25 protein-coding genes are annotated in these 24568 nt (G+C 74.1%); 12 read left to right on the top strand and 13 right to left on the bottom strand.

The features are described from left to right. Positions 1–34 precede the first annotated feature (34 nt). Positions 35–244 (bottom strand): EF-hand domain-containing protein, encoded by a 210-nt coding sequence (locus ACFU5G_RS18940; protein WP_377248123.1) that lies wholly within the window; start codon positions 242–244, stop codon positions 35–37. A 134-nt stretch (positions 245–378) separates the two neighbouring features. Here ACFU5G_RS18940 and ACFU5G_RS18935 point away from each other — a divergent pair, with 134 nt between their 5' ends. The 3 genes from ACFU5G_RS18935 (at position 379) to ACFU5G_RS18925 (ending at position 5142) form a co-directional block, all read left to right on the top strand. Continuing rightward, complete coding sequence (locus tag ACFU5G_RS18935) at positions 379–972, top strand: hypothetical protein (RefSeq protein WP_377248120.1); 594 nt, start codon at positions 379–381, stop codon at positions 970–972. A 15-nt stretch (positions 973–987) separates the two neighbouring features. Next, positions 988–2700, top strand: coding sequence for an acyltransferase (locus ACFU5G_RS18930; protein ID WP_377248117.1), 1713 nt, complete (start codon positions 988–990; stop codon positions 2698–2700). A 72-nt stretch (positions 2701–2772) separates the two neighbouring features. Beyond that, positions 2773–5142 (top strand): beta-galactosidase, encoded by a 2370-nt coding sequence (locus ACFU5G_RS18925; RefSeq protein WP_377248114.1) that lies wholly within the window; start codon positions 2773–2775, stop codon positions 5140–5142. A 19-nt stretch (positions 5143–5161) separates the two neighbouring features. Here ACFU5G_RS18925 and ACFU5G_RS18920 read toward each other — a convergent pair whose 3' ends face one another. The 3 genes from ACFU5G_RS18920 to ACFU5G_RS18910 form a co-directional block, all read right to left on the bottom strand. Continuing rightward, positions 5162–5863: a GPP34 family phosphoprotein gene (locus ACFU5G_RS18920; RefSeq protein ID WP_377248111.1), complete on the bottom strand. Its 702-nt coding sequence runs from the start codon at positions 5861–5863 to the stop codon at positions 5162–5164. Further along, positions 5860–6669, bottom strand: coding sequence for a MerR family transcriptional regulator (locus ACFU5G_RS18915; RefSeq protein WP_377248108.1), 810 nt, complete (start codon positions 6667–6669; stop codon positions 5860–5862). Before ACFU5G_RS18915 ends, ACFU5G_RS18920 begins: the two co-directional genes overlap by 4 nt. Positions 6670–6797: 128 nt before the next feature. Further along, positions 6798–7268 carry a carboxymuconolactone decarboxylase family protein gene (locus ACFU5G_RS18910; protein WP_377248105.1) on the bottom strand — a complete coding sequence of 157 codons (471 nt, stop codon included), beginning with the start codon at positions 7266–7268 and terminating at the stop codon, positions 6798–6800. A 143-nt stretch (positions 7269–7411) separates the two neighbouring features. On the opposite strand from ACFU5G_RS18910, the gene ACFU5G_RS18905 reads away from it, so the two are divergent. Then, positions 7412–8338, top strand: coding sequence for a S1C family serine protease (locus ACFU5G_RS18905; protein ID WP_377248102.1), 927 nt, complete (start codon positions 7412–7414; stop codon positions 8336–8338). A 13-nt stretch (positions 8339–8351) separates the two neighbouring features. Here the strand turns inward: ACFU5G_RS18905 and ACFU5G_RS18900 are convergent, their stop codons facing one another. After that, entirely contained in the window at positions 8352–9032 is a 681-nt protein-coding gene (locus ACFU5G_RS18900) for an alpha/beta fold hydrolase (RefSeq protein WP_377248099.1), read from the bottom strand. A 205-nt stretch (positions 9033–9237) separates the two neighbouring features. Here ACFU5G_RS18900 and ACFU5G_RS18895 point away from each other — a divergent pair, with 205 nt between their 5' ends. The 4 genes from ACFU5G_RS18895 to ACFU5G_RS18880 all read left to right on the top strand — a co-directional run bounded on the left by ACFU5G_RS18895 (position 9238) and on the right by ACFU5G_RS18880 (position 12957). Next, complete coding sequence (locus ACFU5G_RS18895; protein WP_377248096.1) at positions 9238–9810, top strand: dihydrofolate reductase family protein; 573 nt, start codon at positions 9238–9240, stop codon at positions 9808–9810. A 14-nt stretch (positions 9811–9824) separates the two neighbouring features. Further along, a complete protein-coding gene (locus ACFU5G_RS18890; protein ID WP_377248093.1) occupies positions 9825–10814 on the top strand; it encodes a helix-turn-helix transcriptional regulator in 990 nt (329 codons plus the stop codon). A 211-nt stretch (positions 10815–11025) separates the two neighbouring features. After that, positions 11026–12312 (top strand): ATP/GTP-binding protein, encoded by a 1287-nt coding sequence (locus ACFU5G_RS18885; RefSeq protein ID WP_377248090.1) that lies wholly within the window; start codon positions 11026–11028, stop codon positions 12310–12312. A gap of 72 nt (positions 12313–12384) precedes the next feature. Beyond that, positions 12385–12957 (top strand): RloB family protein, encoded by a 573-nt coding sequence (locus ACFU5G_RS18880; protein WP_377248087.1) that lies wholly within the window; start codon positions 12385–12387, stop codon positions 12955–12957. Between the two features lie 8 nt (positions 12958–12965). Here the strand turns inward: ACFU5G_RS18880 and ACFU5G_RS18875 are convergent, their stop codons facing one another. The 4 genes from ACFU5G_RS18875 to otnK all read right to left on the bottom strand — a co-directional run bounded on the left by ACFU5G_RS18875 (position 12966) and on the right by otnK (position 16558). Then, the gene (locus tag ACFU5G_RS18875) at positions 12966–13769 is read right to left on the bottom strand and encodes a CHAD domain-containing protein (RefSeq protein WP_377248126.1); all 804 of its coding nucleotides are present in this window, start codon (positions 13767–13769) and stop codon (positions 12966–12968) included. A gap of 78 nt (positions 13770–13847) precedes the next feature. After that, the gene (locus tag ACFU5G_RS18870) at positions 13848–14636 is read right to left on the bottom strand and encodes a DeoR/GlpR family DNA-binding transcription regulator (RefSeq protein ID WP_377248084.1); all 789 of its coding nucleotides are present in this window, start codon (positions 14634–14636) and stop codon (positions 13848–13850) included. Between the two features lie 21 nt (positions 14637–14657). Beyond that, positions 14658–15323, bottom strand: coding sequence for a class II aldolase/adducin family protein (locus tag ACFU5G_RS18865; protein WP_377248081.1), 666 nt, complete (start codon positions 15321–15323; stop codon positions 14658–14660). Next, positions 15320–16558, bottom strand: coding sequence for a 3-oxo-tetronate kinase (otnK, locus tag ACFU5G_RS18860; protein WP_377248078.1), 1239 nt, complete (start codon positions 16556–16558; stop codon positions 15320–15322). Before otnK ends, ACFU5G_RS18865 begins: the two co-directional genes overlap by 4 nt. Before the next feature lie 121 nt (positions 16559–16679). Here otnK and ACFU5G_RS18855 point away from each other — a divergent pair, with 121 nt between their 5' ends. Next, positions 16680–18056, top strand: coding sequence for a homoserine dehydrogenase (locus ACFU5G_RS18855; RefSeq protein ID WP_377248075.1), 1377 nt, complete (start codon positions 16680–16682; stop codon positions 18054–18056). Continuing rightward, positions 18053–19390 carry an SLC13 family permease gene (locus ACFU5G_RS18850; RefSeq protein WP_377248072.1) on the top strand — a complete coding sequence of 446 codons (1338 nt, stop codon included), beginning with the start codon at positions 18053–18055 and terminating at the stop codon, positions 19388–19390. The genes ACFU5G_RS18855 and ACFU5G_RS18850 overlap by 4 nt, the downstream gene beginning before the upstream one ends. A gap of 25 nt (positions 19391–19415) precedes the next feature. On the opposite strand, the gene ACFU5G_RS18845 is transcribed toward ACFU5G_RS18850, so the two are convergent. After that, positions 19416–20210 carry an SDR family NAD(P)-dependent oxidoreductase gene (locus ACFU5G_RS18845; protein WP_377248069.1) on the bottom strand — a complete coding sequence of 265 codons (795 nt, stop codon included), beginning with the start codon at positions 20208–20210 and terminating at the stop codon, positions 19416–19418. Positions 20211–20412: 202 nt separating this feature from the next. After that, positions 20413–22038, bottom strand: a complete 1626-nt coding sequence (locus ACFU5G_RS18840) for a zf-HC2 domain-containing protein (RefSeq protein ID WP_377248066.1) — start codon at positions 22036–22038, stop codon at positions 20413–20415. A gap of 155 nt (positions 22039–22193) precedes the next feature. Here ACFU5G_RS18840 and ACFU5G_RS18835 point away from each other — a divergent pair, with 155 nt between their 5' ends. Further along, positions 22194–22553, top strand: coding sequence for a nuclear transport factor 2 family protein (locus ACFU5G_RS18835; RefSeq protein ID WP_377248063.1), 360 nt, complete (start codon positions 22194–22196; stop codon positions 22551–22553). A 5-nt stretch (positions 22554–22558) separates the two neighbouring features. Beyond that, complete coding sequence (locus tag ACFU5G_RS18830) at positions 22559–23071, top strand: MarR family winged helix-turn-helix transcriptional regulator (protein ID WP_377248060.1); 513 nt, start codon at positions 22559–22561, stop codon at positions 23069–23071. A gap of 6 nt (positions 23072–23077) precedes the next feature. On the opposite strand, the gene ACFU5G_RS18825 is transcribed toward ACFU5G_RS18830, so the two are convergent. Together ACFU5G_RS18825 and ACFU5G_RS18820 are read right to left on the bottom strand one after the other, a co-directional pair. Next, positions 23078–23923 (bottom strand): DUF4184 family protein, encoded by an 846-nt coding sequence (locus ACFU5G_RS18825; protein WP_377248057.1) that lies wholly within the window; start codon positions 23921–23923, stop codon positions 23078–23080. 72 nt (positions 23924–23995) lie between these two features. Continuing rightward, positions 23996–24508 (bottom strand): DUF664 domain-containing protein, encoded by a 513-nt coding sequence (locus ACFU5G_RS18820; RefSeq protein ID WP_377248054.1) that lies wholly within the window; start codon positions 24506–24508, stop codon positions 23996–23998. Between the last annotated feature and the right edge of the window lie 60 nt (positions 24509–24568).

The following is a 24568-nucleotide window of genomic DNA, read 5'->3' as shown; positions in this document are numbered from 1 at the left end:
CCCGGGAGCCGGGCGCCCGCAGGCTGCTGAGGGCTCAGGCGTCCCAGGCGATCGTGAACTCGGCGAGGTCGATCCGGCCGTCCTGGTCGTGGTCGGCCTTGCCGAAGATCTCGTCGAGGTCCTTGTCGGTGGTCTCCTCGCCCCGGGTGGCCATCGCCCGGCGGAACTCGTCCGCGGTGATGCGGCCGTCGCCGTCGGAGTCGAACTCGACGAAGGTGCGGGTGAGCTCGTCGTCGGCAGCCATGCTGATACCTCGCAAAGTCGGAAACAATTCGAACCGTATGCAACCACATATCGGTTTGATCGGTTGTGGAATTGCTGGGTGGTAAGTCCGGTACGGTGCGGCGTGCTGACCGTCGAGAACCGGAGGACCGGACCATGAGGCTGTACGCGGCCGCCCCCGCGCGGGGTGCTCGTCAGGCGCTCGGTGACCTGCTGCTGCTCGCCTGGATCGCGGGCTGGGCCTGGGCCGGGCGCGAGGTCTGGTCCGCCACCCTGGAGCTCGGCGCCCCGGGCCGCGCGACGGCGTCGGCGGCCGACGAGATGGCGGGCCGGTTCCACGACGTCGAGGGCCGGATCGGCGGCATCCCGGGGGTGGGCGACGACCTCGCCGCGCCGTTCAGCGGGGCCGCCGACGCCGCGGAGAGCCTCGCGGAGGCGGGCCGCTCCCAGGCCGAGACGGTGGCCGACGTCGCGCTGCTCGCCGGCCTCGCCGTGTTCCTGGTCCCGGTGCTGCTGGTCGCGGTGCTGTACGTGCCGCTGCGCGTCCGGTTCGTGCGCCGCGCGAGCGCCGGCCGCCGCCTGCTGGAGGCCGACCCGGCGCTGCTCGCGCTCCGCGCCCTGACGAACCAGCCGCTGCGCGCCCTGACCAAGGTCTCCGACGACCCGGTGCGCGCCTGGCGCGAGGACGACCCCGCCGTCGTGCGCCGGCTGGCCGACCTCGAGCTGCGCAGCCTGGGGCTGCGCCGGTAGCCGTAGTCTTGCGGCGTGCATCACTCATCGGCTGACGGCGTCCGACGTATCGACTTCCTCCCCTGGGAGTACGACCCCGCCTCGCCGGAGGGCGAGGCGCAGGCCGCGCGGCAGCGCGAGCTGGCCGACGCCGGGGCCGAGATCGCCGCCGGGGCCTTCGTCGCCCCGAACGCCGCGGTGTTCTGCGACAGCCTCACCCTCGGTGCGCGCAGCTACGTCGCCGCGCTGGCCTACCTCACGGGCGACCTGATGATCGGCGCGGACTGCTCGGTCAACCCGTACGCCGTGGTCCGCGGCGAGATCCGGATGGGCGACGGCGTGCGCATCGGCGCGCACAGCTCGATCCTCGGGTTCAACCACCGCATGGAGAACGACCGGCCGGTGTTCCAGCAGGGCACCTGGAGCAAGGGCATCACCATCGGCGACGACGTCTGGATCGGCTCCAACGCCACGATCCTGGACGGCGTGACCGTGGGCGACCACGTGGTGGTCGCGGCCGGCGCCGTCGTCACCAAGGACGTGCCCGACTGGGCCGTGGTGGCCGGCAACCCCGCGCGCGTGCTGCGCGACCGCCGCGCCGAGACCAAGGGCGCGGCCGCCCCCGACCTCGGCGACCGCCTGGCCGCCTTCGGCGACCGCGCCCGGGAGCAGGCGGCCGCCCTCCTGGCCCGGTGCTACGAGGACGGCCGGTTCGTGGACCGCCCGGCCGCCGCCGTCGGCCCGCTCGCCCCGGCCGTGCGGCCGTGGGCAGACGCCGTCGAGCTCGCCGACCTGCTGCTCGACAGCCCGCCGCCCGGGTTCGACGCCGCCGACCTGGTCCGCCGCCTCACGGCCCGCCAGGACCCGGCCACCGGCCTGATCCCGGAGGGCGACCTGTCCGACCAGGGGCTCGGCGAGCCGGGCCGCACGGCCGGGCCGCTGTCGGCCACGGACGGCGACGCCGCCTACCACGTGCTCAGCGTCGGCTACGCGGTGCGGCTGCTCGGCGCGCGGCTGCCGCACCCGGTCCGCGCCGTCCACGAGCTGGCCGACCGCGACCTGGCCGCCGCCCTCGACGCGCGCGACTGGGGCGCCCACGCCTGGGGGAGCGGCGCCGCCGTCGACTCCCTGGGCACGGCGTGCGCCCTGAACATCGCCGACTTCTCCGCCGAGCTGCCCGACGGCGGCGTCGGCCCGCTGTACGGCCTGCTGGGCTGGCTGACCGCCAGGGCCGACCCGGCCACGGGCCTGTGGGGCGCACGGCAGCCGGGGTCGGGCTGGCTCCAGGCCGTCAACGGCTTCTACCGCCTCACGCGCGGCTCGTACGCCCAGTTCGGCCTCCCGCTGCCCTACCCGGAGGCGGCGATCGACACCGTGCTGGAGCACGCGGCCGACCCCGCGCTCGCCACCCCGGACGGCTGGACCGCCTGCAACGTGCTCGACATCGTGCACCCGCTGTGGCTCGCAGCCAGGCAGACCTCACACCGGCGCGCGGAGGGCGAGGCGTGGGCGCGCGAGCAGCTCGACCGGGCGCTGCAGAGCTGGGCGGACGGCGCCGGCTTCGCCTTCGCGCCGCGCGGCGACGGAGCCGACGGCGTGCCCGGGCTCCAGGGCACCGAGATGTGGCTAAGCATCGTCTGGTACCTGGCCGACTACCTCGGCGCCGCCGACGCCCTCGGGTACCGGCCGCGGGGCGTGCACAGCCCGGACCCGCTGGTGCGGGTGGCGCCGGTCGCCGGGGCGCGCTGACCGCGCGATCGTCCATGTGCGGCGTCGGTCCGTGCATGTCGTCGCGGGGCGGGGCTTCGTAGGGTCGGCTGCGTGAGCCACCTCCCCGCACAGCCGACCGTCCGCCGCCTCCGCGTCCCGGCGGCGCCGCCCGCGCGGCCGGCGCCCCTGGCGATGGGCGACCCCGCCGGGACGGCGGGCGGCGTCCGCCTCACGGACCGGTACGTGGAGCGGGACGGGCGGCCCTGGTTCCCCGTGATGGGCGAGTACCACTTCAGCCGGGACCGCCCCGAGCAGTGGGAGACCGAGCTGCGCAAGATGCGGTCCGGCGGGGTCGGGGTCGTGGCGACGTACCTGCTGTGGATCCTGCACGAGGAGGAGCGCGGGCACGTGCGCTGGGACGGCGCGCGCGACGTGCGCCGGTTCGTGCGCACCGCCGCCCGGGTGGGCCTCGACGTCGTGCTCCGCATCGGCCCGTGGGCGCACGGCGAGACCCGCAACGGCGGGTTCCCGGACTGGCTGCAGGCGCTGCCCGTGGCGCACCGCACGAACGACCCCGCCTACGTGGACCTCGTGCGCGGCTGGTACACGGCGATCGCGGACCAGGTGGGCGACCTGATGCACACGCCCGGGCAGCCCGGCGGCTCCGTGGTTGGCATCCAGGTCGACAACGAGCTCTACGACCAGCCCGAGCACCTCGCGACGCTGCGCGACCTCGCCGAGGACGCCGGCCTGCGCGCGCCCCTGTGGCTCGCGACCGGGTGGGGCGGGGCCGAGCTCCCGCGCGGCCGCGTGCTGCCGGTGTACGCGGGCTACTCGGACGGGTTCTGGGAGGAGTCCACCACCGGCTGGCCCGCGTTCGGGGCGCTGCACTACACGTTCAGCACCGTGCGCGACGACCTCACCGTGGGCGCCGACCTGCGCGACGGCCCCGTCACCGCCGAGGCCGCGGACGGCGCCGCCGACCCGTGGCCGTTCGCCACCTGCGAGCTGGGCGGCGGCATGCAGGTCGCCTACCACCGGCGTCCCCTCGTCGACGCCGACGACGTCGCGGCGCTCGCCCTGACCAAGCTCGGCAGCGGCTCCGCGTGGCAGGGCTACTACCTCTACCACGGGTCCACCCAGGTGCTCGGGGAGCTCTCGACCACGCAGGAGTCGCACGCGACCGGCTACCCGAACGACCTGCCGGTGCGCGACTACGACTTCTGGGCCCCGCTCGGGTCGGCGGGGCAGCAGCGCCCGCACTTCCACCGGCTGCGCCGCCAGCACCTGTTCCTTCAGGCGTTCGGGGCGGACCTCGCGACCTACCCGACGGTGTTGCCGTCCGGAGGGGCATCCGGTGGCGCCGACCTGCGCTGGTCCGTCCGGGGCGACGGCGAGCGCGGCTACCTCTTCGTCAACAACCACCAGCCCGCCGCCGCACCGCTGGCGGACGTCGACGGCGTCCGGTTCGACGTCGAGCTCGGCGACCACCGGGTCACCGTCCCGACCGTACCCGGCACGCTGCGGGCGGGCGTCGCGGCGGCCTGGCCGCTGCGCCAGCGGTTCGGGACGATCCCGGCGCTCACCGTCCCGGCGCAGCCGATCACGTCGCTGGACACCCCGGACGGGCCGGTGGTGCTGTTCGCGGCGACCGAGGGTATCGACGTCGAGCTGCAGATCGAGGGCGTGCCCGCCGCCGACGTCCGTGGCGCCACGATCCGCGAGGAGGGCGGCCGGGTCATCGCGACGCCGGACGCCGCGCCCGGGCTGGCCGCCGAGGTCGTCGTCGGCGGCACCACGCTGGTGTTCCTGCCGCCGGACCTGGCCGACGCCGTCTGGAAGGGCACGATCGACGGGCGCGAGAGCCTCGTGCTGTGGCACGGCAGCGGCTGGTTCGACGGGGACTCGTTCCGCGTCGAGGCCGACGCCGCCGACCGGACCGTCGACGTGCTGCCCGCCCTCGCGCCCGGTGGGTCCGGTGAGTTCGCCGCCGTGCCGGGGGAGGGCAGCCGCTTCACGCGGTACGCGGTCCCGGGCGCGGAGGTCACCCGGCCGCTGCCCGTGCCCCGGTTCGACGCCGTGGTGGCGCCGGTGCGCACGGGCGGCGGCGCGGGCCGCCTCTCCGCCCCGGACGATGCCGACTTCGCGGCGCTCGCCCCCGTGCGCGTACCCGTGCCCGACGACGTCTTCGCCGACGCCGAGCGGGTGCTGCTGACCCTGGACTGGACCGGCGACGCGATGCGCGTCCACGCGGGCGACACGCTGATCGCCGACCAGTTCTGGTCGGGCCGCGCGTTCGACGTCGACCTCACGCCGTACCGCGAGCGGATCCGGGCGGAGGGCCTGTGGCTGCGTGCGTTCGCCTGGTCGCCCGCGGCCGGGGTGCACGTCGACCCGCGGGTACGACCGGCGTCCGAGGTGCCGGTGCTGGAGGTGCGGTCGGCGTCGGTGCGCGTGGTGCGGACGCGGGCGCTGCGCTGAGCAGGCCCGGGCCAGGGGATCAGGTGTTCTGCACGGCGGCGATGGAGACGGCCGCGCTCGCGGTGGCGACGGCCACCGCGACCGTGGTGCGCGTGACCGCCTCGCCGGCGGCCGACGCGCCCCAGTCGCCCTGCTCCAGCTCCTTGCCGCGCGTGTGGACGGCGCCCGACCAAGGGATGTCGCGGTGCAGCACCGGCAGGCTCCCACTCGCCGAGAGCAGGGCAGCGAGCACCGCGGTGCGCGGGTCGGGCTCGGCGCCGTCGGCCAGCACGGGGCGGACGGCGTCGACGAGCTGGGCGCGGCGCGGCGTGCCGCCGTCGACCAGGGCCGTGGTGGGGATGAGCCCGAGGGCCTTGCGCTGCTCGCGCACGATGTGGCCGCGCTCGACGAGCCGGTCCAGCACCGGCCCGCGCAGCCGTGGGCCCACCTCGGCGAGGAACGTCTGCGTGCCGCGCGGCTTCTGGACCAGCGGCTCCCACCGCTCGCGCAGCAGCGGGTCGGCGGGCGGCCTGCCGGCCACCGCGCTCACCTTGGGGCCGGTCAGGCCCGGCTTGTCGTCGATGGCGACGCTGTCGTCCAGCGCGAGCTCGGTGAGCACCGCGCCGGCCAGCGTGTAGAACAGCGTGTTCTCGCCGGCGATGGTGCCCGACCGGGGGTCGAACAGCAGCAGGAGCAGGTCCTCGGCGATCAGCGGGGTCTCGGGTGTGGTCGGTGCGGTCATCGTCTCGTCCGTCCGTCGGGGTCGTGTCTCGGGGTGCTGCGGGGACTCTGGTTCACGACTAGGTCCTCGGCGTCGAGCCGTTCGTCAGTCTCTCCGGTGACGATCAGGTGCGCGCGGTAGAGCACCTCGAGCTGGGCCGGGTGGTAGAGCTCGCGCAGCGCCGGGACGATGGCGCTCTCCGTCCGCCCGGGCCCGTGCAGCGAGTGCGACTCGGCCTCGCCGAGCGCGGGATACGCCGCGAGCTGGTCGCGCAGCAGGGGCGCGATGCGCTCGGCGAGCGCCTGCCTGGTCGCGCGGTCGGCGTCGGCGGGCAGTGCCTGGAACTCGTCGTCGGCGTCCGTCACCGGCTGCTCGTGCATCATCGTGCGCAGGGCGTCCATGGCGTCGTCGTCGAACACCTGGGCGTAGATCATCAGCATCGACCGGTCGACGTCGGACAGCTCGCCCCCGACGGCGCTGAACCCGGCGGGCAGGTCCGCCGGGGCGCGGTGGCGCAGGATCACCGCGAGCTCGGCCCGCACCCGCTGGAGGCGGGTGATCGTCGCCTCCAGCTCGGAGTCGAGCACGCGCAGCGCCTCGTCGGGGTCCTGGTCGGCGCGGCCCATCGAGGCGATCTGCGCGAGCGGCACGCCGAGGTCGCTCAGCCGCTTGATCTGCAGCAGCCGCACCAGGTGCGCCGTCTCGTACTGCTTGTAGCCGTTGGACCGGCGGGCGGGCTCGTCCAGCAGGCCGATCTCGTGGTAGTGCCGGACGGCCTTGATGGTGGTCCCCGCGATCTCCGCGAGCTGCCGGGTGCTCCAGGCCACGGTCCGCTCCTCTCGGTCCGCCGGCGGGAACGCCGACGGGTAAGAGTTCAAACCATGCCCCAGGGGCACGGTCAAGCGCGGGGGCGCGGACCCACCCCGTACCGGGGGCGGGCCCGCGCCGGACGGCGTCAGAACTGGCCGGGCACGTAGTCCCCGGCGGGCTGCCGGTTGATGACGTTGATCCGGTTGTACGCGTTGATGAGCGCGATCAGGGAGATCAGCGCGGCGAGCTGGTCCTCGTCGTAGTGCGCGGCGGCGCGCTCCCAGGTCGCGTCCGGGACGCCGCCCGACGCGTCCGCCAGCCGCGTCCCCTCCTCGGTCAGCTCCAGGGCGGCCCGCTCCGGCTCGGTGAACACGGTCGCCTCTCGCCAGGTCGCGACCATGTTCAGCCGGAGCTGCGTCTCGCCCGCGGCGGCGGCGTCCTTGGTGTGCATGTCGGTGCAGAACCCGCAGCCGTTGATCTGGCTGGCCCGGATCTTCACGAGCTCCTGCGTGACGGCGGGCAGCGTCGAGTCCACGATCAGCTTGTTCGCGGAGTTGAGGTGCCGCAGGACCTTTCCGGCGAGGGGGTTGCCGAAGTAGTCGATCCTGGCGTCCATGTGGGTGTCCTCCTTGGTCAGTGGTGCGGCCCGCGGCGCGGGCCCGGACACATGACCGGGACGGGCCCGGAAACGTGACCGCCCTGTCTGCCCGTGGCGAATCCACCTCCCGCGGCGCCCGCCGCGAGGTGTGTGATGGGCTCATGGACGATTCCGAGGCGCTGGACGCCTACTCGGCGTCGATCGTGCGCGTCGTCGACGCCGTGCTGCCGTCGGTCGCCGCCGTCTCCGTGCGCACGCCCCGCGGGGCCGGGGCCGGCAGCGCCTCCGTCATCCCGGGGGAGCGGCTGCTGCTCACCAGCGCCCACGTCGTGGAGGGCGGCGGCGAGGTGCGCGCCGCGTTCTCCGACGGGTCCGAGGTCGCGGCCCGGGTGGTCGGCCGCGACCCGCTCTCCGACCTCGCGGTGCTCCGGGCCGACGACGTCGTGCCGCCCGCCCTGACCCTCGGCGACGCGGCGGCCCTCCGGGTGGGCCAGCTCGTCGTCGCGCTCGGCAACCCCCGCGGCCTGGCCGGCAGCGTCACCGCCGGCATCGTGTCCGCCCTGGGCCGCTCCCTGCCCACCGGGGCCGGCCGGATCATCGACGAGGTGGTGCAGACCGACGCCGCGCTCAACCCCGGCAACAGCGGCGGGGCGCTCGCCGACACGGCCGGCCGGCTCGTCGGCGTCAACACCGCCGTCGCGGGCATCGGCCTGGGCCTGGCGGTGCCGGTCAACGCCACGACCCGCGCGATCATCGACACCCTGGTCCGCGACGGGCGGGTGCGGCGCGCCTGGCTCGGCATCGCCGGCACACAGGTGGTGCTGCCCGAACCCGTCGCGGAACGGGTCGGGTCCAAGACCGGCATGCGGGTGGCGGAGGTCATCGCGCGCTCGCCCGCCGACCTCGCGGGGATCCGCCGCGGCGACATCCTCGTGGCGATCGACGGCGCCACCGTCGTCACCACCACCGCCGTGCAGCGGCTCATGGTGGGCGACGCCATCGGCCGGCGCACCGAGGTGACCGTGTGGCGCAACGGCGCCCTCGTCGACGCGGTGGTGCTCCCGGAGGAGCTCGTCTCCGCGCCGTGAGGGCGCCGCCCGCTCACCCGGCCGCGTCCACCAGGAGCCGGGCCAGCTCCGCCGGCCGCGTGAACATGGGCCAGTGGCCCGAGTCGAGGTCGACCAGGTCGACGTGCTTGGCCCGCGCGAGCTCCGGCACGTCGCCCGAGTCGATCCACTCCTGGGCCTGGGCGGGCGAGAACTCGGGGCACACGACCACGACGGGCACACCGAACCGGCGCTCGTCGGTCAGGTGCACCACGCCCTTGGCGACGCCCTCGGGCACCGGCACGGCCCGGGCCGAGAAGGCGGCCCGGGCCTCGGCGTCCAGGTCGTCGGAGTCCGGTCCCGCGAACGGCTCCCAGCCCGGGAACGGCATCACGCCGTCCGTCACGGGGAACAGGTCGGCGTACGGCTTGCCGTCGTCCCACGGGAACCCGCCGATCAGCACGACGCCGGCCACGGCGTCCGGCCGCGCGTCCGCCGCCAGCCAGGCCAGGGTGCACGCCGCGGAGTGCCCCACGACCAGCGGCCTGCCCGACGCCGCGTCCACGGCCGCGAGCACCGTCGCGACCTGGTCGTCCAGCGTGGCGTCCGGGCGACCGTCGCCCTGGCCGGGCAGGACCACCGGCACCGGCCGGTGGCCGAGTGCCTCGATCTGCGGGACGACGTCGTCCCAGGCCGAACCGTCGAGCCAGAGGCCGCCGATGAGCAGGATGTCCATGATTCTCTCCCGTACCGATCGAGCTGAGATGAGGTGCGGCGCGATGCCGACCACACCAACGGTAGGACCGGTTCCGGACGATCTGCTTCCGGATCAAAAATCCTGCGCGACGCCGATGACTTTGCCGCGACGCTCCCGTCCATCCCCGTAGAAAATGCCCGCAGCGGGCCGCGCCACGCGGCCGACACGACAGGAGATCCACCCCATGCGCACCATCGTCGCCACGCACTTCGTCTCGCTCGACGGCAAGGTCGACCCCACCGGCGGGGACCCCGAGCTGCACGACACGGCGTGGACCTTCAAGACTGTCGAGATGGTCCCGGAGGCCTACGAGCTCAAGGGCCGCGAGCAGGAGGAGGCCGGCGCCCTGCTGCTCGGCCGCGCCAGCTACCAGATGTTCGCGCCCGTCTGGCCCGACATGGCCGAGTTCACGCGCTACAACGAGCTGCCCAAGTACGTCGTCTCCACGACCCTCACCGAGGCCGACCTGGCCGACAACTGGGGCGAGACCACCATCCTGCGCTCGCTGGACGACGTCGCCCGGCTCCGCGAGACCGACGGCGGCGAGATCCAGGTGCACGGCAGCGTGAGCCTGACCCGGGCGCTCGCGGACGCCGGCCTCGTCGACGCGTACCACCTGCTGGTCTTCCCGGTGCTCCTGGGCCAGGGCAAGCCCCTGTTCAGCGACACCGACAAGCCCGCCCAGCGCCTGAGGCTCACCGAGCACGAGGTGTACTCGAACGGCATCCAGAAGCAGGTCTTCGAGGTGCTGCGCTGACATAGCCTGCAGGGGTGCCGTCCGAGACCAGCCCCACCGCACGCGCCCTGCGCACCCTGGAGATCCTGCAGACGCGCCCGGGCACGACGGCGGACGAGCTCGGCGCGCGGCTCGGTGTCACCGAGCGGGCCGCGCGCCGCTACGTCGAGATCCTCCGCGAGGCCGGGATCCCCGTCACCTCGCTCCGGGGGCCGCACGGCGGCTACCGGCTGGGGCGGGGCACCCGGCTCCCGCCGGTCACGTTCACCCAGACCGAGGCGCTCGGCCTGGTCATGGCCGTGCTCGACAGCCATCCCGAGGCCGACGACCTCGTCAGCACCGCGCTCGGCAAGGTGATCCGGGCCCTGCCCGAGGACGTCGGCCGCCAGGCCGCCACCCTGCGCGAGCACGCCTCCGCGGCCCCGGACCGGTACGCGGCCCGCCCCGATACCGCCGTCACCAGCGAGCTCGTCGCGGCCGTCGCCGCCCGACGGCGCGTGCTGGTCACCTATCGCGGCGAGTCCGGCAGCGAGTGGGTCGCCCAGGTGGACCCCTGGGCCGTCGTCGTGCGCTACGGGCGCTGGTACCTGCTGTGCCACTCCCACCGCGCCGACGCCGTCCGCACCTACCGCGTGGACCGGGTCCTCGCCGTCGAGCACACCGGGACGGCGTTCACGCCGCCCGCCGATCTCGACCCCGTCGCCGCGCTGGAGCAGCACCTCGGCACTGGCTGGCAGTTCACCACGCGCGTCGTCTTCGCCGCCCCGCTCGCCGACGTTGCCCCGTGGATCGGCGCGCAGATGGGCCGGCTGGAGGCCGCGGGCGAGGACCGGTGCGTGCTGACGGGCACCACCCGCAACCCCGCGATGTACGCGCAGGAGTGGCTGGCGAGCGTGCCGTTCGCGTTCCGGGTGGAAGACGGCCCGGAGCTGCGGGAGGCGGTGGCGGCGCTGGCGGCGCGCCTGGCGGCGGCGGTGGCCGACGGGCTCTTGGCCGACGGTTCCTTGGCCGACGGTCCCAGGTGACTTCGGTCCGTTGCACTGAGACCGGTCCATCAACCGACCGGTCTCGACGCAGGCGACCGAAGTCGGATGGGTCCCGGTCGGCAGCTCAGCGACGACGCATGCCCGTGGTGAGCGCTTGCCGATGGACATGTATCTGCGAGTAGATTGCTGATTTCGTCACGAAGTGACGAATGAGAGGCTCTGTGTGCGTGTCACGTGTAGCCTCAGTTGCATGCTCATCCGGTTCGAGGTCACGAACTTCCGGTCCATCGCGGAACCGGTCGGCCTGTCCCTGGTCGCCATCGATCAGGATCGAGCGGCCACCCGGTCGGCCGAGAGGCTGGGCGAGAGCCTGCTGACCCGTGCGGCGGTCTACGGCCCGAACGCGTCCGGCAAGTCGAACCTCCTGGTGGCGCTCATCTGGCTGCGTGACGCGGTCACCGACTCGCTCCATGCCTGGGACGACCGGATCCCGGTGGATCCGTTCGCCTTCGGAGAGAGCGGCGACTCGCCGAGCGAGTTCGTGCTCGACCTGCTGGTCGACGGGGTGCGGTTCGAGTACGTCCTCGAGCTCGACGCCGAGCAGGTGCACTACGAGGCGCTCTACCACTACCCGGAGCGCCGGCGGCGCACCCTGTTCGAGCGCGAGGCGGGTGACCTGAACCTCCACCGGAGCCTCGGTTCGCCTGCCGGTGCCCGAGAGCTGCTGACCCCGACGTCGCTGGCCGTCACGATCCTGAACCGCCTTCGGGTCGAGCCGGTCCAGGGCTTCTTCGACGGCCTAGCGAGCTTCGAGGCGGCGGGTATGGAGAGGGTGGCGCGCCGGACCCTCGCGCCGGGCAGGTACCTGCGCGCGCTGTTCGACGATGCGATGCCGGGGCCCGATCCCCGGATGCCGGACGGTGAGCGAGCGCGGCAGCGGGAGCAGGCCAGGTCGCTGCTGCGCATGGCGGACCTCGGGATCCGTGACGTCACGGTGGTCGATGCCCGCAACCCGATGGTGGACCTCCGGTCGATGACCGAGGCGCTGCTGTACGGCCCGGAGCGGGCCGACCGCTCCGTCCAGCTCGTCCACGAGGACGGCGGGACAGGCCGGTCGCTCCCTTTCCACGAGGAGTCGGCGGGTACGCACGCCTGGTACTCGGCCATCGGCACGGTGCTGCCTGCCCTGCACAGCGGCTCGCCCGTCGTCTTCGACGAGCTCGACGCCAGCCTGCACCCGACGCTCGCGGCGCACCTGTTGCGGATCTTCGCCGACCCGGCGATCAACCCGAGGGGTGCGCAGCTGATCTTCAGCTCGCACGACACGAGCCTGCTGGCGCACCTCAACCGGGACGAGGTATGGCTCACCGAGAAGCGCAGGAACGGCTCCACCAGGCTCGGCGCCCTCTCCGACTTCGCGGGCGAGCGGGTCCGCTCATCGGTCAACCTCGAGAGCGCGTACCTGCACGGGAAGTTCGGCGCGCTGCCCGACGTCGACCAGGCCGGTTTCCTGCGGTCGCTCGGCCTGATCGGCTGAGGGGTGGGTAGGCAAGGAGGGCGCGGGCGTCGGGAGAGCAAGCCGCTCAAGCGGAGCGCCGGGACCCGCCGGATGAAGAAGACGGTCTGGGTGTTCACCGAGGGCCGGAAGACAGAGCCCGACTACGTCCGGGCGCTGAAGCAGCTCGATCACGTGCGGGAGAGCACGAGCATCGAGGTGGAGATCGCTCGCGATCACGTGGTGCCGTACCCGCTCGTGCAGAAGGCGCTTGCCAAGGCCGGTATCGACGACGTGGACGAGGTCTGGTGCCTCTTCGACGTCGAGTCACCGCAGGCGCATCCCCGGTTGCGCGAGGCGATCGGGCTCGCGGAGCGTGGCGGCGTGCGCGTGGCGGTGTCGAACCCGTGCTTCGAGATCTGGCTGCTGCTGCACGACCGCGCGGTGAGCGGGCACCTGACGACGAACCAGGCCGAGAAGCATGCCCAGGACCTGCTCGGGGTGGACGGCAAGAGCATCGTCGACCCGTCCACCCTGATCGGACGCCGGGCGAGGGCCGGCGAGCGGGCCGCCCGCCTGCGGGCGGGGCACGAGTCGGCGGGAACGAGGTTTCCGGACGACAACCCGTCCACCACGGTGGACCTGTTCGTCGAGTCGGTGGAGCACACCGCCACGACGTCCGGCTGACGGCGCGGTCAGTCCCGCGCCCGCCGCTCCAGGTCGGCCAGGGCCGCGGGGAGGTCTGCCAGGGCGGCCAGCGCGAGGCCCTGGCACAGGTCCACCACGCCGTCGTACACCCGGGGGTCGTGCGCGTACGCGCGGGCGTGGTCGCGTACGTGGCCGGCCAGCAGCAGGGCGTCGCGGTGGTCGCCGAGCACGGACTGGATCCGGTGGCCTACCGAGCCCAGATCCTTGGTCCCCTTCCCGAGCAGCCCGACGGGCTCGCGCGTGACCGCGTCGCAGGTGTGCCGCAAGCGGCGTGCGGCCTTGCGCAGCTCGTGGGCGGCGTCCGGGTCGGCGAGCCGGGGCGCCGTCCGCAGGGTGCGGACCGCCTGGCGGTGCGCCGTCCGGCGGGCGGCCTTCTTGGCCGGCCGGCCCGCCCGGGCGCCGAGCCGGGGGAGCGTGGCCCACTCGGTCAGCAGCCGGTCCAGGTCGCGGCTGTGCTCCGACCGGGTCCAGCGCACCGCCTCGTCGTGCGCGTGCAGGTGGGCCGCCCGCAGCGGGTCGACCAGCGCGGAACGGGGTTGGTCGTCGAGGCCGGCGGCGTCGGCGGCCGCCGCGGCCTGCTGCGCCCGGACCTCCAGGTCCCGCGCCTGCCCCAGCACGTCGCCCCACTCCTTGAGCCGGGCCCTGAGCGCCGCGGCCGCGTCCCGGTCCAGGTAGCGGCGGAAGGCGGCGAGCACGTTGCGCAGCCGCCGCACCGAGGTGCGCAGCCGGTGCACGGCGTCGGGCTCGTCGGCCAGCGCCCGCGGCACGTCGTCCTGGATCTGGCGCACCAGGTCGCCGATGGCGAGGGTCAGCAGCTCGCCCGCGGTGTCGGGACGGTTCGTGGTGGCGATCCCGTCAGGCTACGCGCGTCAGGACAGCGGTGCCCGGACCACGTCGACGCCCAGCGCCTCGATCCGGCCGGTGTCGTCGTCGCCGAGCGCCGGGTCGCAGATCACCGTGTCCAGCTCGTCCAGCGACAGCACGCGGTACTTCGCGTAGCTGCCGAACTTGCCGCTGTCGGCGAGCAGCGCCGTGGTCGTGGCCGAGGCCATGGCGGCGCGCTTCGCCTCGATCTTGGCCTCCACGGGCGTGGTGACGCCGTGCCGCGCGTCCCACGAGCTGGAGGACAGGAACGCGATGTCCAGCGACAGCTCCGCGAGGGTCAGGGCCGCCAGGCGGCCGATCGTCGACTGGTTGTCGGGGTCCACCCGCCCGCCCACGCTGATCAGGTCCACGCTGGGGTGGTCGAGGAAGGCGAGCACCGTGCTCAGGTCGTTGGAGACCACGGTGAGCCCGGTGCGCCGCTCCAGGAACGGCCGCATGGCCTGCACCGTGGTGCCGGCGTCCAGGTAGACGGTCATGGAGTCGGTGACCAGCTCGGCCGCCGCGCGGGCGATGGCGGTCTTCTCGGCCAGCCCCGTCACGGCCTTCTCGGCGCGCCGCGGCTCGTTCAGCAGCCGGGTCACGAGCGTGGCGCCGCCCTGCGTGGCCTTGACGCGGCCCTGCTCGGCGAGCACCGCCACGTCCCGCCGCGCGGTCATCTGGCTGATGCCCAGAAGGTCGGTGATCTGCCGGTAGCTGAGTACCTGCTCGGTGCGCAGGTGCCGCAGGATCTGCTGCCTGCGCTGCTCCGGGATCAGGGCAGTCGTCTTCGCCATCGTTGCCTCCTGCGCGTCAGTCTAGAGGGCCGGGGTCCACGGGCTGGACCACCGCTGCGCCAGCTCACGGATGTGTTCCGGCGCCAGCTCCCGGCGCCGCGAGCCCGCCGTGAGCAGGGCGATCCGGCACGCCTCCTCCAGCTCGGTGGCGCGGTCCACGGCCTCGTCCAGGTCCGCGCCCGCGACGACGGCGCCGTGGCTCGCCAGCAGCGCCGCGCGCAGCGGCCACGGCGCGGCGAGCAGGTCGTCGCCCAGGGCCGGGTCGCCCGGGTGGCGGTAGGGGAGCAGCGGCGTCTGCCCCACCCGCATCACGAAGTACGGCGTCAGCGGCGGCACCGCGTTGTGCGCGGCCCACGGCTCCAGGCAGGCCAGCGCGACGGCGTGCGGCGAGTGCACGTGCACCACCGCGCGGTAGCCGTTCTCCCGCTGGTAGAACGCCGTGTGCAGGGGCGTCTCCTTGGACGAGCGGGCACCGCCCAGGTGCGTACCGTCGAGCGACACCTCGGCGATGCCGTCGGGCGTGAGCCGGCCGAGCTGGGTGCCGGTGCCGCTGATCAGCACGCGGTCGCCGTCGCGCACGCTCACGTTGCCGCTGCTGCCCGGGCTCAGGCCCGCCTCGACGAGCTGGCGGCCGGCCGCGATCAGCGCCGTCACGGGGTCGGTCGTGGGGTCGGCCTGGACGCTCATGCCAGCACCTCCCAGGCCCCGGTGAACAGATCCTCGCCGCCGAAGTTGCCGCTCTTCAGCGCCAGGGCCACGGTCCGGTCGGGGTCGTCGTCCACCGCGCCCACGGACCAGCAGACGCCGGGGGCCAGCTCCGGCCCGATGTGCAGGGCCCGCACGCCGAGGGCGCGCACCACCGAGCCGCTGCTCTCGCCGCCCGCGACGATCAGGGCGCTCACCTGCCCGCGCTCCACCAGCCGCCGGGCCACGCCCGCCAGCACCCGCTCGACCACGGGCGCCACCTCGACGCCGTCCAGGAGCGAGCGGACGTCGGAGCGTTCCCGCGCCGCGCACACCACGGGGTGGCTCTGCGGCTCCTGCCGCTCCACCCAGTCGGCGAGCTCCGCGACCGTGCCCTCCTCGTCGGCGACCGCGGCGGCGACGTCGACCAGCCGGACCGGCTGGGTGCGCGCGGCGTGCGCGATCTGCGCGAGCGTCGTGGCGGACACGCTGCCGCACAGCACCGCGCCGCGCCCGCTCGCGGGCGGTGACCACAGGGCGTCGGGCAGGTGCGGTCCCGGGATGCCCAGCGCGAGGCCGGAACCGCCCGAGACCAGGACGTCGTCGGCCGTCGCGGCGCCGATCGCCACCAGGTCCGCGTCCGTGGTCGCGTCGACCACGGCGTACCGGGCCTCCGACGCGTCCAGCGCCGCGCGGACGGCGTCCGCGCCGTCGCGCACGACGGGCAGGGGCACCTCGGCGACGTCGTACGCCGTCTGCGGGCGGAGCAGGTCGGCGACCCGCGAGCGGGTCATGGGGGTCAGGGGGTGGTGCCGCATCGAGGAGTGCTCCAGCAGCTCGCGGCCCACATACAGGTGCCCGTTGTAGACGGTGCGCCCGTTGGCGGGCAGCGAGGGGACGACGACGGCGCGGCGCGCGCCCACGGCGTCGGACACGGCGTCGAGCACCGGGCCGATGTTGCCCTCGTCGGTCGAGTCGAACGTGGAGCAGTACTTGACGTAGAACCGGTCCGCGCCCCAGGAGCGCAGGCGGTCCAGCGCGTCGAGCGAGGCGGCGACGGCCTCGGCGCGCGGTGCGGTGCGCGTCTTGAGCGCGACCACCACGGCGTCGACCTCCCGGAGCTGCTCGGGGGAGAGCGCGCCGTTCTCGATCACCACGGAGACGCGATGGCCCGCGGTGCGCAGCATGGTGGCGAGGTCGGTGGCGCCGGTGAAGTCGTCGGCGATGGATCCCAGCATGATCAGATCCTCTCACATGCTGTGACTATTTGATGCGAAGTTGGAAGATAGTAGAAAGCTGTGGCACAGTGGCGGCCAGCCCGCTCGAACGCCGAGCCGGCGCACGACGATCGGAACAACGGTGATCCTCAATCACGTCTCTCGGACGCGAGGTCCCCTCCGTGTCGCCCTGACCGGGGCGAACGGCGGCTACGGACGTACGTTTCTGGCCCAGCTCGCGCTGACGCCCGAGATCCGCCCCGCGGTGCTGGTGGACCCGGACGTCGCGGGCGTGCGGCGCATGCTCGACGAGCTGGGCGTCCCGGCGGACCGGGTGGCCGAGTCGGCCGACCCCGCGACCACCGCACGCCTGGTCGAGCAGGACCACATCGCGCTCGTGGCCTCGGCCGACGCCCTGGACTGGGCGGGCATCGACGTGCTCGTCGAGGCCTGCGGCCGCGTCCCGGCCGGCTTCGGCTACGCCGCCGCGGCCCTGGACCACGGCACGCACGTGGTCATGGTGAGCAAGGAGGTCGACACCGTGGTGGGCGTCGAGCTCGGCGCCCGCGCCGCGGCCAAGGGCCTCAGCTACCTGCCCGGTGACGGCGACCAGCCCGCCAACCTGCTGCGGCTGGTCGACTGGGTCAGCGCCGTGGGCCTCGACATCGTGGCCATCGGCAAGTCCGGCGAGTACGACCTGGAGCTCGACCCCGCCACCGGCCGCGTCACGCAGGCCGGGGCCACGGTCGAGGCACCCGCCCTGCTCGACCTCCTCGAGCTTGGTGACGACGTCGCGGGCACGCTGGCCCGCCGCGCCGACGCCGTGCGCGGCCTCAAGCGCGCCGCCGCCGCCGACTCGTGCGAGATGGCCGTGGTCGCCACCCGCACCGGCGCCTCCGCCGACGTCGAGGCCATGCACTACCCGGTGGCCCGCATCGCCGAGCTCGCCGACATCTACTCCGCCCGCGCGGACGGCGGCATCCTCGAGCACGACGGCGTCGTCGACGTGTTCTCGGCCCTGCGCCTGCCGGGCGAGGCCAGCTTCGCGGGCGGCGTCTTCGCCGTCGTGCGTACGGGCGACCCGGCCACGTGGGAGCTGCTGCGCGGCAAGGGCCACGTGATCAGCAAGGACGGCAGGTACGCCTGCATCTACTGGCCGTACCACTACATGGGCGTGGAGACGCCGCTGACCGTGCACGCCGCCGTCGACCGGGTGCCGGCCCTGCCGGCCCGGCCGACCATGCTGCTGGCCGCCCGGGCCACCGAGGACCTCGCGGTCGGCGCGGTGCTCAAGGTCGAGGGCCACCACCACGAGATCGCCGGGGTGGCCCCGGTCATGCTCGACCCGGCCGAGAGCGTCTCGCCCTACTACCTCCTCGACGGCGCGCGGCTGAGCCGCCCCGTCGCCGCAGGAGCCCTCATCGGGCTCGACGACGTCGAGGGCGTCGACGAGCCGGCGCTGGACGCCTACCTCGCGGGCGCCGCCCGCACCACCGAGACGAACGGAGACAACCGATGACCGCCGAGATCATCGCCCTGATCGGGCTCGCGCTGGTCTTCGGGATCTCCGCGCTCCGCAACGTCCACATGGGGGCGCTCGCGCTGGTCGCCGCCTTCATCGTGGGCATCGGCGTCGTCGGCGAGGGCCTGGACGACGTGCTCGGCGGGTTCCCCGTCGACGCCCTGATCATCCTGGTGGGCATCACCTACCTGTTCGGCATCGCCCGCGAGACCGGCACCATCGACTGGCTCGTGGACCGCTCGCTCGGGCTGATCGGCGACCGCGTCGCCCTGCTGCCCTGGGGCCTGTGGCTCATCGCCACCGGCGTGGCCTGCCTCGGCACCTCGCACGCGGCGTTCGCCGTGGTGCCGATCGCCATGAGCCTGGCCGCGACCCACCGCATCAGCTCCACCATGATGGGCATCGCGATGAGCTCCGCGATCGTCGGTGGCGCGCTCGCGCCCACCAGCATCGTCGGCATCACCGTGCAGACCGTCGCCTCCAGCGCGGACATCCCGTACAACGCGGCCCTGATGTTCGGCCTCTCGGTCGGCGTCAACGGCCTGGTCGTGCTCGCGGCGTTCTTCATGTTCGGCGGGCGCGAGCTCATCCAGCGCACGCGCCAGGCCCGCAACAACGGGCCCGACGGCGCCGTGGGCGGGTCGGGCGGTCCGGCCGGCGGTTCCGGCGGGGTTGCGACCCTGGAGCGCACCGAGGTGAAGGCGCCCACCAGGATCACGGCGATGCAGGTGGCGGTGATCGTCTCGATCCTCACGCTCATCGGCGGGTTCTTCCTGCTCACGACCCTCGACGTGGACATCAACCTCGGCGTCGTGGCCCTCACCATCGCGGTGATCCTCGCCCTCGTGGACCCCGGCGTCGGACGCCGCGGCATCGCGCGGATCGACTGGGGCACCATCCTGCTGCTCGGCGGCATCATCACCTACGTCGAGGTGCTGACCCGCCTCGGCGCCATCGAGCAGCTCGGCGAGGCCGCCCGCTCGGTCAGCGTGCCGATCGTGGCCGCGCTGGTGATCTGCATCGTGGCCGGCCTGGTCTCGGCGTTCGCCTCGACCATCGGCATCATCGGTGCGCTCATCCCGCTGGCCGTGCCGCTGCTCGTGCCCGGCGGCGGCCTGGAGACGACGGGGTTCATCTACGCCCTGGCCATCTCCGCGTCGCTGGTCGACTGCGCGCCGTTCGGCACCACCGGCGCCACGATCGTGGCCTCGACGGTGGAGCACGACCGGCCGCGCGTGAACCGGGACCTCACCATCTGGGGCCTGTCCATGGTCGTCATCGGCCCGGTGGTGACCCTGCTGACGATGGTCGTGCCGTTCCTCTGGTTCTGACCCCGGCTCTGCCCTGCTCGAACTGCTAGGGCAGGATCGAGTCCACGTAGCCGCCGTCCACCCGGACGGCGGCTCCCGTGGTCGCCGATGCGAGCGGCGAGCTCAGGTACGCCACCAGGTTCGCGATCTCCTCGGGCTCGATGAGCCGCTGGAGCAGCGACTGCGGCCGGTGCACCCGCATGAACTCCCGCTGCGCCTCGTCCCAGGGCAGGCCCGGGTCCACCAGCTCGTAGACGAACTTCTCCACGCCTCCCGTGTGGGTGGGGCCGGCGATGACGGAGTTGACCGTCACGCCGGTCCCCGCCGCCTCCTTGGCGAACCCGCGCGAGACGCCCAGCAGCGCCGTCTTGGACACGCCGTAGTGGATCATCTCGGCGGGGATCACGATCGCCGAGTCGCTGGCGATGTTCAGCACCCGCCCCCAGCCCCGCGCCGTCATGCCCGGCAGGGTGGCGCGGATCAGGCGCACGGCCGCGAGCACGTTCACCTCGAAGTACCGGCGCCACTGCTCGTCGTCGATCTCCAGCGCCGGCACCGCGCCGAAGACGCCCAGGTTGTTGACCAGCACGTCGACGTCGCCCACCGCCGCGAGCACCTCCGCCGCACCCGCTGCCTCGCCGACGTCGCCCGTCGCGGGCACCAGGTCGCGGTCCGGCGCCTCCGCGCGCAGCTCCTCGATCGTGGCCGCGACGCCCTCGGCGCGCCGCCCGTTGATCGCGACGCGGGCGCCCGCGTCGGCGAGCGTCGCCGCGATCGCCCGCCCGATGCCCTGGGTGGAGCCGGTCACGAGCGCGGTCCGGCCGGTCAGATCGATCTGCATGCTTCCCCCTGCTGTCTGGCGGCGCTCCCGGTGGTCAGGCAAGCACCTGGAGCATGTGCCGGGTGGGCTGAAATTCGTTCGTCGTGGCCATGGCTAGTTCACCCAGACTGAACTATTCGGCACAGCGCGCAAACGCGACCCCCAGCCGAACGAAATTCGGCCCACCCGGCACCCGCTGTCGGGGTGTCGTGCACCTGGCGGGTCATTCGTCGGCGCGGGACCAGCGGTCCCAGAGCCAGAGCAGGAAAACCAGCAGCAGGAACGCGGGGATGCCCGCGATACCGAGCCGCGTGAACCAGTCCGTCAGCTCCGCGCCGACGCCGGGGTCGGCGCCGTCCGCGCTGGTGGTGCCGTCGGAACCGGCGTTGCGGTCCGTGCTGCTGTCGGCGTCGTTGCCGTTGCCGCTGCCGCTGCGGTCTTCGGTGCCGCCGTCGTTGTCGCTGCCGCCGGCGTTGTCCTCGGCGCCGTCGGCGCCGTCGGCGCCGTCGGCGCTCTCGGCGTCTCCCGTCGTGCGATCGGCGGCCGCGCCGTCCGACGAACCGTCGCCTGCCGAGGTGTCGGAGCCTTCGCCGGACGTGTCGCCTGGCGTACCGAGGCTGTCGAGCCACGTCGACACGCTGTCGGCGATGTCGCGGGCCGAGTCCTCGACGGCGTTCGAGTCGTCGCCGCCTGAACCGCTGCCGCCGGAGCCGTCGCCGCCTGAGCCGCCGGACCCGCCCTCGGCACCGTCTCCCACCTCGCTCTCGGCGCCACCGCCCGCCCCGCCCTCGGCAGCCTCGCCCTCGGCAGCATCGCCCTCGGCAGCATCGTCTGCGCCACGAGCGACACCGTCATCCGTGTCGCCCTCATCGGCTCCGCCGGGTCCTTCGCCCGCGCCGCCACCGCCCGCACCACCCCCGGCTCCCGGGTCGACGACCGACTCCGCGGCCGGCGGGTCGGCCGGCTGGTTGGCGACCAGGGCCGCCGCACCGCCGCCGATCGCGAGCGCGGCGAGGATCCCCGCCACGATCGCGGCCTCCTTCTTGCCGAACGACGGCTTGGGCGCGCCGGCTGCCCCGGCCGCACCTGCCCCGGCACCTGCCCCGGCGGCACCGGCGACGGCCGCGCCCAGGGCACCCGTCGCCATGGCGCCCGCCACGAGGTGCTGGCCCAGGTCGCGCAGCATCCAGGAGACCTCGCGCACGTCGGTGAACGCCCGCGTGCACTCCGCGCAGCCGTCCATGTGCTCCTCGACCCGGCCCCGGCGGCGGGGGAGGAGCCGGTCCTTGAGGTAGTCGTGCATCGCGGCGCGCGTGGCGCGGCACTCGGGCTCGTTGACCTCCTGGGCGTGCGCGGCGGCGAACGCCCCGGCGAGGCGCTCCTCGGCCCGCCGCAGCCGCATGGTCACCGCGTGCGGGCGCACGCCGAGGTCGCCCGCGATGTCGGCCACGGCCATGTCGCGGACGTGCCGGTCCAGCAGGATCTTGCGGTCGTCGTCCGCCAGGTCCGACAGGGCCGAGCGGAGCATCGAGACGTCCGCCTGCCGCTCGGCGTCCAGCTCGGCCCCGGCCACCGGCGGCGTCAGGGCGGCGAGCGTGTCGTCCTCGACCGGGCGGGCTCGCCCGGCCTCGCGCGTCATCGAGATGGCCTCGTTGACCGCGGCCCGCCGCCAGTACGGGGCGGGGTCCTCGATGGTGCCGCCGGTGGAGACGATGCGGACCATCTTCTCCAGCGCGCGGCTGGTGGCCTCCTCGGGATCGACGCCGGGAACGCGCGCCGCGACCGAGCGCACGACGTTGGGCCGGTGCAGCACCCAGTCGTCGATCTGCAGCGCGCGTGCGGCGGTCATACCGGCCCATCCCCTCCCGTTCAGGGAACATTCCACCGAGGTCGGGCACGACCCGCGCGACGAACCGCAGATTGTGCGTCAACGCACGATCGGCTTGACGACGGACCTGCGGGCGCCTACTTTGAGTGAAACTTCACGTAAATCTGGAGGGTGTCATGTCGGACCAAGGGCTCGAGAAGCTGATGCGCGCCAACCTGCTGGAGGTCTTCGGCGAGCGCGACGCCGATCGCCGGGCGGAGGCGATCCGCCGGACGTACACGCAGGACGTGGTCTTCGCCGACGCGGAGGGCCAGGTCGAGGGGCACGAGGCGCTCCACGCGAAGGCCCAGGGGATCCTGGACGGGGCGCCGGGGTTCGTGTTCCGGCCGGACGGGGACTTCTACCAGGTGCAGGACCTGGGCTACCTGGCGTGGGCGCTCGGGCAGGAGGGCGCGCCGCCGGTGGTCCGCGGCACGGACATGGGCTTCGTCCGCGACGGGCGCCTCGCGAAGGTCTACACCGTCCTGTTCCGCTGAACCGCATGGGCCGGTACGACGTCCCTCCCGAGTCGCCCTTCGCGCTCCTCGACGACGACCAGGTGCGCGCCTGGTACGCCTACATGAAGGTGCACCTGCGCCTGCGGTACGAGATGAACCACCAGCTCCAGGCCGACGCCGACGTCTCGCTGGCGGACTACGACGTCCTGGTCGCGCTCACTAGCGACCAGGACGGCAGGATGACGGTCTCTGACCTGGCCACGCGCATCGGCGCCGAACGGAGCCGGGTGTCCCACCAGGTGCTGCGCATGGCCGGCCGGGACCTGGTCGAGGTCACCCCGAACGTGCGGGACCGCCGGGCCAAGGACGTCACCCTCACCGCAGAGGGCCGCGCCCTGCTCGGGCGGGCCTCACCGGGGCACATCGCGTTCGTGCGCTCCGTCTTCCTCGACGCGCTGTCGGACGCGCAGGCCCGGCAGCTCGCGAGCGCGTTCGAGGGCATCTACGACCGCCTGATCGAGCACGGGACGCTCCCGCGCCCCGCAGATCACCCCTGAGCGACGTCACCCCTGGGCGACCGCGCGCACCCCGCGCACCGCCCACCACCCCGCGACGTACAGCAGCAGCCCGGCGATCAGGGCCGCCCCGGCCCCGGTCGCGACGTCGGACAGCACTCCCTCGACCACGTCCCGGGCCGTGAGGCCGGCGCCGTCGGACGACGACGAGCCGACCGACCACCACCGCACCGTGCCGAGCACGGCACCGAGCCCCGCGACGCCGGCGACCGCCCACAGCCCGCGGCGCGTCGTCCGCCGGGCAGCGGCGTCCCGCCCGCCCCACCGGGGCATTCGGTCCCGGCGCCCCCACAGGTAGATCCCGATGATCACCAGCCCGGCCACGGTGCTCACGTGCTGCAGCAGCCGGGCCCACGTGAGATCGCCGAACGCCGTGGCGCTCAGCAGGGGCACGTGCGTCACGACGTACCCGTCGCCGTGCGTGAACGAGTCCCACACCAGGTGCGTGGCGATCCCGATCGCCAGCGAGAGCAGCACCCACCCCGAGCGTCTGAGCAGCGCACCCGCCGTCGTCGGCCCGGGCTCGCCGCGCCCGTCCGCACCCGGCCGGGCGACGGCGGGCAGCAGCCCCGCGACCGGCTGCCGCGCCGCCAGGAGGAACCCGAACAGCGCGAGCGCGTACGGCAGGCTCACGGTCAGCGCCCCGGCCAGGGTGTGCGACGTCGTCGCGTTCATGAACGGCTCGTACCAGGACTGGGCGCTCACCGGGACGGGCGTGCTGCGGGCGAAGTACGGCAGGTCCGGGGCGACGGCCCCGGCCACCAGGGCGGCGGCGCTGAACGGGCGCCGGACGAAGGGCAGCACCGCGGCAGGGTGCGAGAGCGTGAACGGCATGCGGGTCCTTCACGGGCAGAGCGGCGGCCGCCCCCGGGAGACGGGAGCGGCCGCCGGCGGAGCGGTTCGGGTTCAGCGCCGCCGCAGCACCAGGCCGCGCACGTACGACGCCTGACCCGCGTGCTGCAGGTCGTCGTTGACGATACTGACCAGCCGCACGCCGAGCGTCACCGGCGGGTCCCACCGCGTGTCGACCACGCGGTCCAGGTCGTCGTCGGACAGCCGGTTCAGGTAGCGCACCGTCTGGTCGTGCACGGCGTCGTGGTAGCCCGTGAGCAGGTCACCGGACGAGACGCGGACGGCGGCCACCTGGTCGGCGTCGTGCCGGTAGCCGGTCTCCTCGGCCGGGAAGGGCAGGCCGAACCGGCGGTCCCAGGCGTCGTCGGACCAGATCTGGCTGGTGCCCGCGGCGTCCGCGACGTGGTCGTCCTGGACCCGGGTCAGGTGCCAGACGAGCCAGGCGACCGAGTTGGACCCGTCGTCGGGCCGGAAGGCGAGCTCGTCGGGGTCCAGGCCCCGGACCGCGCCGTGCACCGTGTCCCGGATCCGGCCGAACGCGTCGACCAGCAGATCGGTACCCCGCATCGTTCCCCCTCGAACCTCGACGTCGCGTGCGGTGCCACGATGCCACAGCACCGCACGCGA

The sequence above is a fragment of the Promicromonospora sp. NPDC057488 genome (assembly GCF_042802395.1).
Classification (GTDB): domain Bacteria; phylum Actinomycetota; class Actinomycetes; order Actinomycetales; family Cellulomonadaceae; genus Promicromonospora.
The sequence above is the reverse complement of the archived record's forward strand: the minus strand, read 5'-3'. Positions and strand labels throughout refer to the sequence as shown.